The organism is Vulcanococcus sp. DEBay_Sum29NL08_54 (assembly GCF_017859255.1).
Lineage (GTDB): Bacteria > Cyanobacteriota > Cyanobacteriia > PCC-6307 > Cyanobiaceae > Vulcanococcus.
Map to the genome: position 1 here is coordinate 1 of NZ_JAFMNJ010000015.1, position 13,584 is coordinate 13,584.

The window sequence follows — 13,584 nt, forward strand, 5'->3', positions numbered from 1 at the left end:
GCGTCAGTGGCAGGGGTGCGGCGCTCATCCTGAACTCAGCGTGATGGACCCAGGGGCAGCTTGCCCGAGCTCTTGGTCCTATTTGCCAATGCAGAAGCGCGAGAAGATTCGATCGAGGACCGCCTCGGTCACTTCGGCCCCAGTGATTTCCCCAAGGGAGCGCACCGCAGCCCGCAGGTCGATCGTCCAGAAGTCCCAAGGCAACTGCTGCTCACCGGCCTCGAGGGTGCGCTGCAGGCTGGCCGCCGCTGAAACCGCCAGATCCAACTGCCGTCGATTCAGGGCCACCTGCAGCCCCTGCTCACCGCCCTGGCCGCAGCTCTGCAGCAGGCGATCCACTAGGGCCTCATGCCCCTCGCCGGTCAACGCACTGATGCAAACGTCGGCATGGGCGGCAGGCTCCGCCGCGGGCTGATCCGCCTTATTGGCCACCACCAGATGGGGGATTCCCTGTGGAAGGGAATCCAGCAGCGCCTGGTCCTCCTCCAGCCAACCCTGGGCCCGGTCAAACAGCAGCAGCACCACGTCCGCAGCCTGGAGCGCGCCGCGGCTGCGTTCGATGCCGATCTGCTCGACGCGATCCTCGGTGTCGCGGATCCCAGCGGTGTCCAGCAGGGTCAGCGGGACCCCCTTGAGCACCAGCTCGCTCTCCACCAGATCGCGGGTGGTGCCGGGCAAGTCGGTCACGATCGCGCGATCGCTGCGGCTGAGCAGGTTCAGCAGGCTGCTCTTGCCAACGTTTGGGCGACCCACGATCGCCACCTTCAGCCCCTCCCGCAGGACCTGACCGCGCTCGCCATCGGCCACCAGCTCCTGCAGCGCGCTGCGCACCGCCTGCAGTTCCGAGGCCACCGCCTGACCATCCAGGGGCGGCAGGTCCTCCTCAAAATCCACCCGCGCCTCCAACTCCGCCAGTTGATCGAGCAGGCGCAGGCGCAGGCCACTGATCTGGCGCTCCAGGCCCCCATCGAGGCCCGCCATCGCCAACTGGGCCGCACGCCGGCTGCGGGCTGTGACCAACTCGCTGATGGCCTCCGCCCGGGTGAGATCCAACCGGCCATTGAGGAAAGCCCGTTGACTGAATTCACCCGGCAAGGCGCGCCGGGCGCCGGCGGCCAGCACCAGCTCCAGGACGCGCTGCACGGAGATCACCCCGCCGTGGCAGTGCAGCTCAACAACGGTCTCGCGGGTAAAGCTGCGGGGAGCCCGCATCAACAGCAGCAGGGCCTCGTCCACCCGCTCGCCGCTGCCGGGGTCGCGCACATGGCCGTAGAGCACGCGGTGGCTCTCCCACACCTGCCGGCCGGGGGCCTCAAACAACCGTTCACCGATGGCCTCCGCCTCGGGCCCGGAGATCCGCACGATCGAGACGCTGCCCTCGCCTGCAGCGACGGCGGTGGCAACGGCGGCGATCGTGTCGGAGGACATGCCTCCAGTGTCTCGTTTCGCTGCCTCAGCTCGCGGAGAAGCCCGGGCAGACCATCAAGTCGATGTGCCCGCCGGGTGGATGGCGCCACTCGCGGAACTCCTCCACCAGGGCCTGATGGGCCTGGCTCTGCTCCTCATGCTCCAGGGAGATCAACCGCTGATGCACCAGATCGAGGGCGTCATCAATCAGTTGAGCGGCCTGTTCGGAGGTCATGGCTTCGACTGCAGCGTGAATGAGTCGTAAGCGCAGCTACAGGTCCGAGCTGTAGTGCACGCCACAGGGCCTGGCTTGTGTCGGGGGATCAGAACCCAACCCGCCCAACGCTCAGGGACGACAACCGCTGGCCAGGAAGACACCCACAAAAGCCCAGGCCTGGGGGTCATCCACCAAGGCATCCGCCGCGGCGAGCGTGCTGGACGCAGCATCGAGCTCGGCACCGCTGAGCAACAGGCGCTTGAAGCCGAGGGTGATGTCGAGGAACGCGCGCATGCCGAGCTGACGCGAGTTCACGGTTTCGACGTGCACGTTCACATCGCTGAAGTCCGCCGCCTCGAGCAGGCCGCCCAGCTCGCGGCCAATGTTGCGATTGCCCCCTTGCTTGGCCTGGGCACGGGCCGCAGCCTCGGTGAAGGCCCTGAAGCCCTCGGGTTCAGGCACCAGGCTCAGCCAGGCATCGTCGATGTCCATGATGCAGAGCTTGCCGCCGGGCTTGAGCAGTGCGCGCACCGCCTGCAACGCCCGCAGCGGATCCTCCAGGTGCTGAAACAGCAGCCGCGCGTAGATGAAATCGAAGCGGCCGGGCTCCAGCGGCGGTGCGTAGACATCACCCTGCACAAAGGTGATCCGCTCCAGGCCGGCGGCCGCAGCTTCCTGACGCGCGGCATCCAGCAGCTCGCCATTGAGGTCCATCGCAGTCACCCGGCTGGCGGGATGGGTCTCAGCAATCAGGCGGCTGATCACACCGGGACCACAGGCCAGATCGAGCACCTCCTGACCGTCCTGCAAGCCCATCTGAAGCAGCAGCCCGCGCTCCAGTTCCGCGGAGCGTCGGGCCTGCAGCTGCAGACGGTCCAACTCTCCGCTCGCGCTGCCAAGGGCGTTGAAGTCGTAGGAGCCGGCGGAGGAGACAGCGGCCATCGGAATTGGGGCGTTCAAGTGGATTGGCTCAGCTGCCAGAGGCGATCGGTGGTCTGAGCCAACCGCTCCGCCAGCACCATCGAGAGGTTACGGAGCAGCAATGCCGCTGCATCCGGTTGATGCCGAATGGAACGATTCAAAAAAGCCTGGGTGAGCACCAGCACCCGCATCGGCGTCACGGCGATCACATCGGCACTGCGACGTGAGCGTCCGAGGAAGCCCATTTCTCCAAAGACAGCGCCCCGCTCCAGCAACGCCAAGGAGAGCCGATGCCCCTCCTGCTCTCGCCACACTTCCGCGACGCCCTCCAGCACCACAAACAGCTCCTGCTGCGGCTCCCCCTCCCTCACCAGGGGATCACCGGGCTGACAGCTGAGCACGGTGCCCGTCTTGAGCAAGGCGCGCGATTGCTCCTCGCTCAGGCCGCGGAAGAGAGGAATCTCCTGCTCGCCCTCCCGCAGGGCATCACCCACGGCACCCCAGAACGCATCGGGCTCCACCAGGCGGTGATTGAGACCGCGATAGCTCTCCGCGATCGAGGCCATCCAGGTGGCATCACCCCAAGGGTCTTCACCCTGGCGGCTAGCCGGGTGACGGAGCAGCGGTGAACGGCTCTCACGCAGATGCGCGCGGTCATGCAAGGCCAGCAGCATCGGCACCTGATACCCCACCCCCTTCAGATCGAGGCCTGGACAGAAGCGGCGATAACCCAACTGCTCATAGAGCTCCACCAGACCAGGCTTGGCGTGGCAGAGATCGACGCGGACTCCGGCTTCAGCGGCATCGCCGTAGCAACGGTTGAACAGCAACCCCAGCGCAGCCCCTCCGCGCCAGGCGGGCAGGAGCATCAGGCGTGAGGTGTGAGAGATCGCCTCGGGAGGGAAACGCTCCAACAGCGTCGCGATCGGGAGGGGCGCCAGCTCTGTGGTCGGGTCACTCAGATCGCTCAGTCGATTGAGGCGGAGCGTGCCCACCAAGGTGCCGGCCTCGTCCTGAACGGCGTAGAGACGGGCGGTGGCATCCAGACCATCGCGAATCCAGCGTCGCTGGTGATCTGCGGCCGGAGGCGATTTGCCCATCTCCTCCACATAAATCACGTAGCGCAGTGCATAGATGGCCTCCCGTAGCTCGGGGGTATCAGCCAGCAGAACCTGGAGGCTCATCGGGTGTGGTGCGCCATGGCGGTCTCTAACTGCGCCTCATTGCAGGCGTGCCCGCATGACTCGACGATCTGAAGCTAGATACCTCGCCTCAAAAGGCAACAGGGATTAGCCGATGCCGGCGCGGGCGATGTCGAGCACATCGGCCATCGAGCGGATCTGATCCATGGTGTTGCTCAGCTGATTCGCGCTCTCCAGCTCCACCTTCAGGTCAATGCGTGCAGGGCGACCCGGATTGGTGCGCACCCGGGCATCGCTGACATTGATGCGGTGGTCGGACAGGCGCGTGAGGATGTCCTTCAGCACACCCACCCGGTCGAGCACCTCAATCCGCAGTTGAACGGGATAGCGGCGACGCTGGGAATCACTGACCTGGGGATTCCACTGCACCGGCAGACGGCGCTCAGCCGGCACTGAACCGAGGTTGGAGCAATCCTGACGGTGAATGGTGATGCCGTGGTTGCCGAGGGCGACCGTGCCGACAATCGCCTCGCCAGGGAGGGCACTGCAACAGCCGCCCAAGCGATATTCGAGGCCTTCGAGACCCAGGATCGGGCTGGCGTCGCCATGGCCCGTCAGGGGAGTCGATGGCCCCGAGGTCTGCTCCCCCTGCTGGGTGAGGTTGCGGGCGAGTTCTTCATCGCTGATGACCGGGGCCTCGGCCTCGGTGGCCAGGCGCAGCTCCTCCCGCAGGCGGTTCAGGACTTGATGGAGGGTGACGCCACCAAAGCCAATGGCCGCGAGCAGATCCTCGGTGCCGACGAGGTTGCAACGGCGCGCCACCTTCGCCATCGCCTCGCCATTGAGGAGGGCGTCAAAACCATCACGGCCCAGCTCGCGCTCGAGCATGTCGGTGCCGCGCTGGATGTTCTCCTCACGATGGCTCTTCTTGTACCACTGGCGAATGCGATTACGCGCCGTGGGCGTGGCCACGAAGTTGAGCCAATCCAGGCTGGGGTGAGCCGTCTTGGAGGTCAGGATCTGAACGAAGTCGCCGTTCTGCAGCGGCGTTGCCAAAGGGCAGAGGCGATCGTTGATGCGTGCCCCTTGGCAGTGGTTCCCCACCTCGGAGTGAATGCGATAGGCAAAGTCGACTGGAGTTGAGCCATTGCGCAGGCCCACCACATCTCCACCGGGAGTGAAGACAAACACCTCTTCATCAAAGAGGTCCTCTTTGATCGAGCGCAGGAAGTCCCCGCTGTCCTCACCCACGCCATCTTTTTGCCAATCCACCAGCTGCCGCAGCCAGTTGAAGCGCTCGGCATCCGATCCGGTGGCGGCGGGGGATCCGCCCTCTTTGTATTTCCAGTGGGCTGCGATGCCGAACTCCGCCACCCGGTGCATCTCGGCCGTGCGGATCTGGACTTCAATCGGCCGATGGCGACCGATGACCGCCGTATGCAGGGACTGGTAGCCATTGGGCTTCGGCAGCCCGATGTAGTCCTTGAAGCGACCAGGAATCGGGCGGAAGGTGTCATGGACCACCGCCAGGGCGCGATAGCAACTCTCGACGTTCGGGCAGATGATCCGCAGTGCCGCCACGTCGTAGATCTCGTGGAAGGCCTTGCGTTGGGTCTGCATCTTGTTCCAGATGCCATAGAGGTGCTTGGGCCGTCCACTGACCTCGCACTCACCCAAGCCCACAGACGACAACTTGCCGCTGAGGATGTCGGCGGTGACCCCCAGGCGCTCCTCGCGGTCACTGCGCTTGCTGGAGACCTGCTGCTGCACGTCGCGGAAGGCCTCGGGCTCGAGGATCTTGAAGGCCAGGTCCTCCAACTCCCACTTGAAGCGACCAATGCCCAAGCGGTTGGCTAAGGGGCCGTAGATCTCTCGCGTTTCCCGGGCAATCCGCTGCTGCTTCTCGGGCTTGAGCGCACCGAGGGTGCGCATGTTGTGCAGGCGATCAGCCAGCTTCACCAGCACCACGCGGATGTCACTGGCCATCGCCAGGAACATCCGGCGCAGGTTTTCGGCCTGGGCCTCGGTCTTGTTGGTGAAGTGAATGCCCCCCAGCTTGGTGACCCCTTCCACCAAGCCCCGCACCTCAGAGCCGAAGTGCTGCTCGATCTCCTCTGGCGTGACCTCGGTGTCCTCCACCACGTCATGGAGGAATCCAGCGGCGATCACCCCCGCACTGGCACCGATGTCACGCAGCAGATCAGCGACCGCCACGGGATGGCAGATGTAGGGCTCCCCGCTGGCCCGCACCTGGCCGTCATGGAGCTGAAACGCGAAGTCGAAGGCTGAGGCCAGCAGCGCCTCGGTGTCGGTGGGGCAACTTTCCCCGACCCCAGGGGGAACGTGCTCAATGCAGGTGTGCAGCCACGCCGGCAGCTCAATGCCGTAGTCCGCGGGGCTGTTGATGATCCGTCTGCCGAGCGCCGCTCCTGGGCCCTGGCGTTCAGCAGCAGCCGCTGCCCCACTGGAGGCGGACCGTTCTGCCGTACCGGGCACCGCCTGGAGCATTGCGCTCTGCGATTTCCACCATCGTATGCAGTGGCCCTCACAAACCGACCACAGGTGAGGGTTTGCCCTTCCCGCACCTGCCAGCCTGGGTGGAGTGCTGTTGCCTGACCATGGCCGCCCCAGCCCATCCCGGTGCGGTCCTGGAGCTGCAAGGCCTGCGCGTGCGCTACCCGGGGAGCCAAAGCAACACCCTCGATGGCCTCCATCTCCAGTTGAACGCGGGTGAACGCCTCGCCCTGGTGGGGCCCAGCGGCTGTGGCAAAAGCACGGTGGCCCGAGCCGTGCTGCAACTGCTCCCCCAGGGCAGTCGCTGCCAAGGCGGACTGTTGCTCAAGGGCAGGGATCCAAGGACCCTCAGGCGCTCCGAACTGCGGCGGCTGCGGGGCGAGGCGGTCGGCCTGGTCTTCCAAGACCCGATGACCCGGCTGAACCCCCTGATGACGATCGGCGAGCACCTGGCCGACACCCTCAGCGAACACCGCCCGGCCTGGCAGCAGGCACGAATCCGTGAACGGGCTCGGGCCTTACTCCAGCGGGTCGGCATCACCGAGGAGCGCTACAGCAGTTATCCCCACGAGTTCAGCGGCGGGATGCGACAGCGTCTCGCCATTGCCCTGGCCATGGCCCTGCGCCCCGCCCTGGTCATTGCCGATGAACCCACCACCAGCCTGGATGTGGCCGTGGCCGGGCAAGTCATGCAGGAGCTGTGCGACCTCTGCCGGGAGGCCGGCAGCGCCCTGTTGCTGATCAGCCATGACCTGGCCATGGCCGGGCGCTGGTGCGATCAAATCGCCGTCCTCGATCAGGGCCGACTGGTGGAGCAGGCCCCAGCGACCACCCTGCTCACCCAACCCCAATCGCCCCTGGCCCAACGGCTCGTGGGGGCCGCGCGGGCCCGGGAAGGCGGTGTCACACCCGCCCCGTCCAATGCCTCTCCCCTGCTGGAGCTGGAGGGACTGCGCTGCTGGCATCCCCTGCCGGGATTGCCCTGGCAGTCCCGCTGGTACCGGGCCGTGGACGGGGTCAGCCTGCAGCTGCGCCACGGTGAAACCGTGGGTGTCGTTGGCGCCTCCGGTTGCGGCAAGAGCACCCTCTGCCGCGCCCTGATGGGGCTGACGCCGGTCCGGGGCGGCAGCGTGAAGCTCAAGGGCGTTGATCTCATGCGCCTGCGGGGTGAGGCCCTGCGCCAGGCCCGGCGGCGCATCCAAATGGTCTTTCAAGACCCGCTGGCCTGCCTCAACCCAGCGATGACCGTGGGGGAGGCCATTGCCGATCCACTCTTGATCCATGGGCTCGCCAGCCCAGCGGCCGCCCGTGAACAGGCCCGGCACTGGCTAGAGGCCGTTGGCCTGCAGCCGCCCGAGGCCTTTGAGGGGCGCCTGCCCCGCCAGCTCTCCGGCGGTCAGCAACAGCGGGTCGCCATCGCACGGGCCCTGGTGCTGGAACCGCAGGTGCTGCTCTGCGACGAGAGCGTGAGCATGCTCGATGCCGAAGTCCAGGCCGAGGTGCTGCAGCTGCTGCGCTCCCTCCAGGACCGCCTCGGTCTGGGGCTGATCTTTGTCACCCACGACCTGGCGGTGGCCAGTGGCTTCTGCCAGCGGGTCGTGGTGCTCGATGGCGGCAAGATCGTCGAAGAAGGCCCCGGTGATCAGCTGCTCAGCCAGCCCCAGGCCGCCATCACTCGGACTCTGGTGGAGGCGTGTCCACGCCTGCCCGCCGCCTCAGCAGCTTGAGCAGCTTCTCCATCACCTCCGGCAGGGGGGCCTCAAACAGCATTCGGTCCTTACGGATCGGGTGATCCAGACCCAGCTGGAAGGCATGGAGCGCCTGACCGGGCAGGGTCAACGGCAACTTGCGGCAGCGGGAATAAACCGGATCCCCAACGATGGGATGCCCGATGTGGGCGCAGTGAACCCGGATCTGGTGGGTGCGGCCGGTGTCGAGCTTGAAGCGCATCAGGGCGTAATCACCCAGGCGCTCCAGCAGGGTCCAGTGGGTGCAGGCATGGCGCCCGGAGCCGTCATGGACCACCGCGTACTTCTTGCGATCGGCGGGATGGCGGCCGATGGCCCCAACGATCGTTCCGTTGTCCCCGGCCGGGGCTCCGTGAACCACCGCCAGGTATTCCCGGGACGCCACGCGCTTCTGGATCTGCACCTGCAGCTTGACCAAGGCCTCCTGGCTCTTGGCCACGACGATGCAGCCCGTCGTGTCCTTGTCCAGGCGATGAACGATCCCCGGACGCATCTCGCCGCCGATGCCCGGTAGATCGGGGCAGTGATGCAGCAGGCCATTGACCAGGGTCCCGTCCTTGTTCCCAGGGGCGGGATGGACCGTGAGCCCGGCCGGCTTGTTGAGCACGATCAGGTGCTCGTCCTCGTAGAGGACATCCAGGGGGATGTCCTGGGGGATCAGATAGGGAAGGGGCTCCGGCGGCGGCATCCACAACTCCACCGTGTCGTTCAGACGCAGGGGGGTCTTGGCGCGGCCCGTGACTCCGTTGACGCGGACATAGCCCGCGTCGATGAACTTCTGAATCCGGGCCCGGCTCTGCTCGGGGCGTTGGGCCACGAGCCAGCGGTCCAATCGCATCGGCAGAGGTTTGGGGTAGGTGAGCGTCAGCAGCTCCCCTTCACCTTCCCCAAAACCACTCACGGCAACTCCAAGGCAATCGGTCCGAGCATGCCCCGGCGGAAGTCATCGAGGAACCGCTGGGCCATTCGCACCGTGTCGCCACTGGTATGCCGCTCAGCCGCTCCCGTTAACCAGCCATGGACATCCGGCTTGGGCGCGCCCTCCCCTGACAGCGTCTCGACCGGGATGCCATAGCGACGCTCCAGCAGGCCGGGCTTGACCCCGGAGGTCTCCGCTGCCTCCAAGGCCGCGAGCATGTGGACAAAGGCCATGGCGGCGGCCTCTCCGTCGTAGGCCGCCTGGCCGATGTCGTCACAGAGCGCCAGACGCAGGGCAGCGAGCTGGTCATCCAGGCGAGGGGGCAACACCCCTGGTGCATCCAGCAGGTCCAAGTCCTGGCCAAGCCGGACCCAGCGCAGGCTGCGGGTCACGCCAGCGCGGCGGGCACTGTCCACCACTTTTTGGCGCACCAAGCGATTGATCAGGGCGGACTTGCCGACGTTGGGGAAACCCAGCATCAACGCCCGCACGGGCCTTGGGCGCATGCCGCGATTCCGGCGCCGCTCATTGAGGGAATCGCCCGCTCGAATCGCTGCCTGCTGCAGCTGCTTGACCCCCGTGCCGGCCTTGGCATCACTCCACCAAGGGGTCTGGCCTTGGCCGCGGAACCAGGCGTCCCAGGCCTCCCGCGCCGCCACTGGAATCATGTCGCGGCGGTTCAAAACCAGCAGATGTTGCTTGCCTTGAATCCAACGCTGCAAACGGGGGTGGCCGGTGGCCGTCGGGATGCGGGCATCGCGAACCTCGATCACCAAGTCGACCTTGGCCAGGTTGTCGGTGAGCGCGCGCTCTGCTTTGGCGATGTGGCCCGGATACCACTGAATCGACGGGGCCGCGCTACTCAGCAGCTCACTCACGGCACCACCATCACGGGGCAAGGGGCCAACTGAATCACACGGGAGGCCGTGCTGGGGGCGTCCTCCGCTTCGAGGCTCAGCCCGCGGGTCCCCATCACGATCACATCGGCATTGATTTCATCGGCCACATCACAGATCACAAAAGCCGGTTTTCCTTCGCGCTCGAGCACCTCACAACTGACGCCCTGCTCTTGGAAGCGACCGCGGGCGTCCTCCAACAACGCAGCCACAGCAGCGGGATCGTCTTGACCGGGCTCAACCACGGAGAGCAGCACCAAACGGCTGTCGTGCTGCTGGGCCAACTTCAGGGCGAAGGCAGCGGTTTCAGCAGCCTGGCGGCTGCGGTCGATGGGGAAGAGAACGATCTCAAACATGGCCGGCTGGCCGGTGCACCCTCTGTCTAGCGCCGACAGCGCGGGGGGCCAGCAAAGCCATCGCTGAGCGCAAAAACGGGGCAACCCTTGACTGGCCCGCTAAATTCGCCCGACCTCTACCCCCTTGTCTCACCCATGGCGAAGCGCTCCCTGGCCAGCCTTTCCGCTGACGAGCTGCGCGGCAAGCGCGTGCTGGTTCGGGTCGACTTCAACGTTCCCCTGAACGACGCCGGCGCCATCACCGATGACACCCGCATCCGCGCTGCCCTCCCCACCATCAATGACCTGGTGGGCAAGGGCGCCAAGGTGATCCTCTCGGCCCACTTCGGTCGTCCCAAGGGTCAGGTGAACGAGGGCATGCGCCTCACCCCCGTGGCCGCTCGCCTGAGCGAACTGCTGGGCAAGGGCGTGGTCAAGACCGACAGCTGCATCGGCCCTGACGCCGAGGCCAAGGTTGCTGCCATGGCCGATGGCGACGTCGTGCTGCTGGAGAACGTCCGCTTCTTCGCCGAAGAAGAGAAGAACGAAGGCGACTTCGCCAAGAAGCTGGCCAGCCTGGCTGACGTGTACGTCAACGACGCCTTCGGTGCCGCTCACCGTGCCCACGCCTCCACCGAGGGCGTGACCCAGTACCTGAGCCCCAGCGTCGCCGGCTACCTGATGGAGAAGGAGCTGCAGTACCTGCAGGGCGCCATCGATGAGCCCAAGCGTCCCCTGGCGGCCATCGTCGGCGGCTCCAAGGTGAGCTCCAAGATCGGCGTGCTCGAGGCCCTGCTCGACAAGTGCGACAAGATCCTTGTCGGCGGCGGCATGATCTTCACCTTCTACAAGGCCCGCGGCATGGCCGTCGGCAAGAGCCTGGTGGAAGAGGACAAGCTGGAGCTGGCCAAGGAGCTCGAGGCCAAGGCTGCTGCCAAGGGCGTTCAGTTCCTGCTGCCCACCGACGTGGTGCTGGCCGACAACTTCGCCCCCGACGCCAACAGCCAGGTGGCCAAGGTGGATGCCATCCCCGACGGCTGGATGGGCCTGGACATCGGTCCCGATTCCGTCAAGGTCTTCCAGGACGCCCTGGCCGACTGCAAGACCGTGATCTGGAACGGCCCCATGGGCGTGTTCGAGTTCGACGCCTTCGCCGCCGGCACCAACGCCATCGCCACCACCCTGGCTGACATCAGCGGTAAGGGCTGCTGCACGATCATCGGCGGCGGTGACTCCGTGGCTGCTGTGGAAAAGGCCGGCCTGGCCGACAAGATGTCCCACATCTCCACCGGCGGTGGCGCCAGCCTCGAGCTGCTGGAAGGCAAGGTCCTCCCCGGCGTGGCCGCCCTCGACGAAGCCTGATCTCCACTGGCGATTCAGCGACTGGGGCCCCGAGGGGCCCCTTTTTTTGTGCCTCCTCCAGCTACGGGCGCTCCAGGGAGTGGGCCGTCAGCACCACGGCGAATCCCCGCTCCGACTGCAGGCGACTCAGCCCCCCGCCATGGCTGGCAGCGACCCGAGCCGCGATGGCGAGCCCCAGACCGCAGTGGCCGCTGCCGCCCCGGGCCCGGTCCAAGCGCTGAAACGGCATCAAGGCTTGAGCCCACTGCTCGGCAGGAATGCCATCGCCTTGATCCCAGACCTCAATGCGAAAACCATCCGCCGCCTCCGGACGCAGGACCAACCGCAGCGGGGCCTGTCCATGGCTCAGGGCGTTCTCGATCAAATTCCCCACCGCTCGCCCCAGGGCCACCGGCTGCACCCGCGCCTCCATCGGGGTGAGATCCAGCTGCACCTGGTCCGCCTCGAGGGGAGCGGTCAACTCCGCCAACCACTGATCCAGGGGCAACTGCACGGGCTGCTCCGCATCCCCGCCTCCGGCAAACAACAGGAACTGACTGGTGATGCGCTCGAGCGCATCCAGGTCCGCCTCCGCTGGCCGCTGGTCCGCCAAACGCAGGCGCAGACGGGTCAGGGGGCTTTTCAGGTCATGGGCGATGCCCGCGAGCATCGTTGTGCGCTCACGGTCATTGCTGGCCAGGCGCTCGACCATGGCGTTAAAGCGGCCCGTCAACGAGCGGACCACCCGAGCCCCCCGCTCCGGCAGAGCGGGCTGCTGGCCGGACCGCCCCACGGAACCCAGGGCCTGCTCCAATTGCTGCAGGGGGGTTTGCACCTCGCGCCAGAGGAACAGAAACGAGGCAGAGATGCTCCCGGTCAACAAGGACAACCCCAGCAAGAGGGGATCAGGGGGCCAGCGCTGAGCCGGCCCCACGGGGGTGAACAACCAGATCGGCTCCAGGGGCGACAGCAACTCGACCCACAGGCCGGGCGCCAGACTTTGGGCCGGTAGCACCGGCGGACAGGGCCGCACCCGCTGGCAGAGCTCCTGCTGCAGCAGCCGCGCCTGCCGCTGCAAACGTCCATCGCCACTGACGGGAGGGAAGGGGCCGACCCGCAACGGCAATCCACTCAGACGGGCCAGGGCCTCGGGCGGCAGGCGATCGAGTGCCAACTCCCCGAGCTTCAGGTTGAAGGCCACCTCGGGACCCATCTGGGCAATCTGCGCCCGCTCCAAGCGCTGGGCCAGCAGCGATTGCAGAACCACCAGAGCCAGGGCGGAGATGCCCGCGCCCGCCAGGACGTACTTAACGGGTGCGTGCTTGGCCATCGGGCACAAAGACGTAGCCGTAACCCCAGACCGTCTGCAGGTAGCGGGGCCGTGTGGGATCGGGCTCCACCAGCTTGCGGACCCGGGAGACCTGGACATCCATGCTGCGGCTGTCGGTCTCCGATTCCGGACCCCGGGCCAACTCAATCAGACGCTCCCGGGACAGGGGCCGATGGGGGTGCTGGACAAAAGCCGCGAGCAGGCTGAACTCCCCGCTGGTGATCACAACGGGATGGGCATTGCGCTCCAAGCTGCGGTTGGCCAAATCCAGCCGGTTCTCGCCGAACTCCACCACCTGTCCCTCCGCCAGCGGCGTGCCCGCAGGCAGGGCGACGCGCCGCCGCAGGACCGCCTCAATCCGCGCCGTGAGCTCCCGGGGCAGGAAGGGTTTACCCAAGTAGTCGTCGGCCCCCTGCTCTAGCCCAATGATCCGATCGATGCCGTCCCCTTTGGCCGTCAACATCACCACCGGCAGGTCATCGCCGCCATCCCGCAGACGGCGCAGCAGGGTCAGACCGTCCTCCCCAGGAAGCATGACGTCGAGCACCACCAAATCGGGCCGCTGGCTCTCCAGCCGGACCATCAGTTGCTCACCGCTACTGAGGCAGCGCACGTCGTAGCCCTGATCGGTCAGATAGGTGCCGACCAAGCGCCGCTGCTCCGCATCGTCATCCACCACCCAGATGCGTTGGGGAGTGCTCCGTGCAGGCACGGCCATGGGGCTGCAGGCGCAACATCTGTCCCGACTGTATGGAGATCAAGCTGCGGAAATCGCGCTAGACAGATCTGGTCACACCTTGCCGAGCGGCCAGGC

12 protein-coding genes are annotated in these 13,584 nt (G+C 66.4%); 2 read left to right on the forward strand and 10 right to left on the reverse strand.

Annotated features, from left to right (window positions below):
- Positions 1-78: 78 nt before the first annotated feature.
- The 5 genes from mnmE to QZ186_RS06845 all read right to left on the reverse strand — a co-directional run bounded on the left by mnmE (position 79) and on the right by QZ186_RS06845 (position 6,195).
- Positions 79-1,428, reverse strand: a complete 1,350-nt coding sequence (gene mnmE, locus QZ186_RS06825; RefSeq protein WP_296416235.1) for a tRNA uridine-5-carboxymethylaminomethyl(34) synthesis GTPase MnmE — start codon at positions 1,426-1,428, stop codon at positions 79-81.
- A 25-nt stretch (positions 1,429-1,453) separates the two neighbouring features.
- Positions 1,454-1,642 carry a hypothetical protein gene (locus QZ186_RS06830; protein WP_296416236.1) on the reverse strand — a complete coding sequence of 63 codons (189 nt, stop codon included), beginning with the start codon at positions 1,640-1,642 and terminating at the stop codon, positions 1,454-1,456.
- Positions 1,643-1,753: 111 nt separating this feature from the next.
- Positions 1,754-2,566 carry a class I SAM-dependent methyltransferase gene (locus QZ186_RS06835; protein WP_296416237.1) on the reverse strand — a complete coding sequence of 271 codons (813 nt, stop codon included), beginning with the start codon at positions 2,564-2,566 and terminating at the stop codon, positions 1,754-1,756.
- A gap of 14 nt (positions 2,567-2,580) precedes the next feature.
- Positions 2,581-3,729: a cyclic nucleotide-binding domain-containing protein gene (locus QZ186_RS06840; protein ID WP_296416238.1), complete on the reverse strand. Its 1,149-nt coding sequence runs from the start codon at positions 3,727-3,729 to the stop codon at positions 2,581-2,583.
- A gap of 105 nt (positions 3,730-3,834) precedes the next feature.
- Entirely contained in the window at positions 3,835-6,195 is a 2,361-nt protein-coding gene (locus QZ186_RS06845; RefSeq protein ID WP_296416239.1) for a bifunctional (p)ppGpp synthetase/guanosine-3',5'-bis(diphosphate) 3'-pyrophosphohydrolase, read from the reverse strand.
- Between the two features lie 110 nt (positions 6,196-6,305).
- Here QZ186_RS06845 and QZ186_RS06850 point away from each other — a divergent pair, with 110 nt between their 5' ends.
- Positions 6,306-7,928 (forward strand): ABC transporter ATP-binding protein, encoded by a 1,623-nt coding sequence (locus tag QZ186_RS06850; protein WP_296416240.1) that lies wholly within the window; start codon positions 6,306-6,308, stop codon positions 7,926-7,928.
- On the opposite strand, the gene QZ186_RS06855 is transcribed toward QZ186_RS06850, so the two are convergent.
- The 3 genes from QZ186_RS06855 to QZ186_RS06865 are packed head-to-tail and all read right to left on the reverse strand — an operon-like array spanning position 7,873 to position 10,120.
- Complete coding sequence (locus QZ186_RS06855) at positions 7,873-8,850, reverse strand: RluA family pseudouridine synthase (protein WP_247476823.1); 978 nt, start codon at positions 8,848-8,850, stop codon at positions 7,873-7,875. The genes QZ186_RS06850 and QZ186_RS06855 overlap by 56 nt on opposite strands.
- Positions 8,847-9,746, reverse strand: a complete 900-nt coding sequence (gene ylqF, locus QZ186_RS06860; RefSeq protein WP_247476822.1) for a ribosome biogenesis GTPase YlqF — start codon at positions 9,744-9,746, stop codon at positions 8,847-8,849. Before ylqF ends, QZ186_RS06855 begins: the two co-directional genes overlap by 4 nt.
- Complete coding sequence (locus tag QZ186_RS06865) at positions 9,743-10,120, reverse strand: universal stress protein (protein WP_010313477.1); 378 nt, start codon at positions 10,118-10,120, stop codon at positions 9,743-9,745. Before QZ186_RS06865 ends, ylqF begins: the two co-directional genes overlap by 4 nt.
- A 135-nt stretch (positions 10,121-10,255) precedes the next feature.
- Here QZ186_RS06865 and pgk point away from each other — a divergent pair, with 135 nt between their 5' ends.
- Positions 10,256-11,461 (forward strand): phosphoglycerate kinase, encoded by a 1,206-nt coding sequence (pgk, locus tag QZ186_RS06870; protein ID WP_247476818.1) that lies wholly within the window; start codon positions 10,256-10,258, stop codon positions 11,459-11,461.
- A 61-nt stretch (positions 11,462-11,522) separates the two neighbouring features.
- Here pgk and QZ186_RS06875 read toward each other — a convergent pair whose 3' ends face one another.
- Together QZ186_RS06875 and QZ186_RS06880 are read right to left on the reverse strand one after the other, a co-directional pair.
- A complete protein-coding gene (locus QZ186_RS06875; RefSeq protein ID WP_296416241.1) occupies positions 11,523-12,770 on the reverse strand; it encodes an ATP-binding protein in 1,248 nt (415 codons plus the stop codon).
- The gene (locus tag QZ186_RS06880; RefSeq protein WP_296416242.1) at positions 12,748-13,488 is read right to left on the reverse strand and encodes a response regulator; all 741 of its coding nucleotides are present in this window, start codon (positions 13,486-13,488) and stop codon (positions 12,748-12,750) included. The genes QZ186_RS06875 and QZ186_RS06880 overlap by 23 nt, the downstream gene beginning before the upstream one ends.
- Positions 13,489-13,584: the final 96 nt, after the last annotated feature.

Bases quoted from the DNA above. Each gene is read 5' to 3' on its own strand.
- pgk (WP_247476818.1), top strand. From the start codon at position 10,256: ATGGCGAAGCGCTCCCTGGCCAGCCTTTCCGCTGACGAGCTGCGCGGC.
- mnmE (WP_296416235.1), bottom strand. From the start codon at position 1,428: ATGTCCTCCGACACGATCGCCGCCGTTGCCACCGCCGTCGCTGCAGGC.
- QZ186_RS06850 (WP_296416240.1), top strand. From the start codon at position 6,306: ATGGCCGCCCCAGCCCATCCCGGTGCGGTCCTGGAGCTGCAAGGCCTG.
- QZ186_RS06865 (WP_010313477.1), bottom strand. From the start codon at position 10,120: ATGTTTGAGATCGTTCTCTTCCCCATCGACCGCAGCCGCCAGGCTGCT.
- QZ186_RS06875 (WP_296416241.1), bottom strand. From the start codon at position 12,770: ATGGCCAAGCACGCACCCGTTAAGTACGTCCTGGCGGGCGCGGGCATC.
- QZ186_RS06830 (WP_296416236.1), bottom strand. From the start codon at position 1,642: ATGACCTCCGAACAGGCCGCTCAACTGATTGATGACGCCCTCGATCTG.
- QZ186_RS06845 (WP_296416239.1), bottom strand. From the start codon at position 6,195: ATGCTCCAGGCGGTGCCCGGTACGGCAGAACGGTCCGCCTCCAGTGGG.
- QZ186_RS06880 (WP_296416242.1), bottom strand. From the start codon at position 13,488: ATGGCCGTGCCTGCACGGAGCACTCCCCAACGCATCTGGGTGGTGGAT.
- QZ186_RS06840 (WP_296416238.1), bottom strand. From the start codon at position 3,729: ATGAGCCTCCAGGTTCTGCTGGCTGATACCCCCGAGCTACGGGAGGCC.
- QZ186_RS06835 (WP_296416237.1), bottom strand. From the start codon at position 2,566: ATGGCCGCTGTCTCCTCCGCCGGCTCCTACGACTTCAACGCCCTTGGC.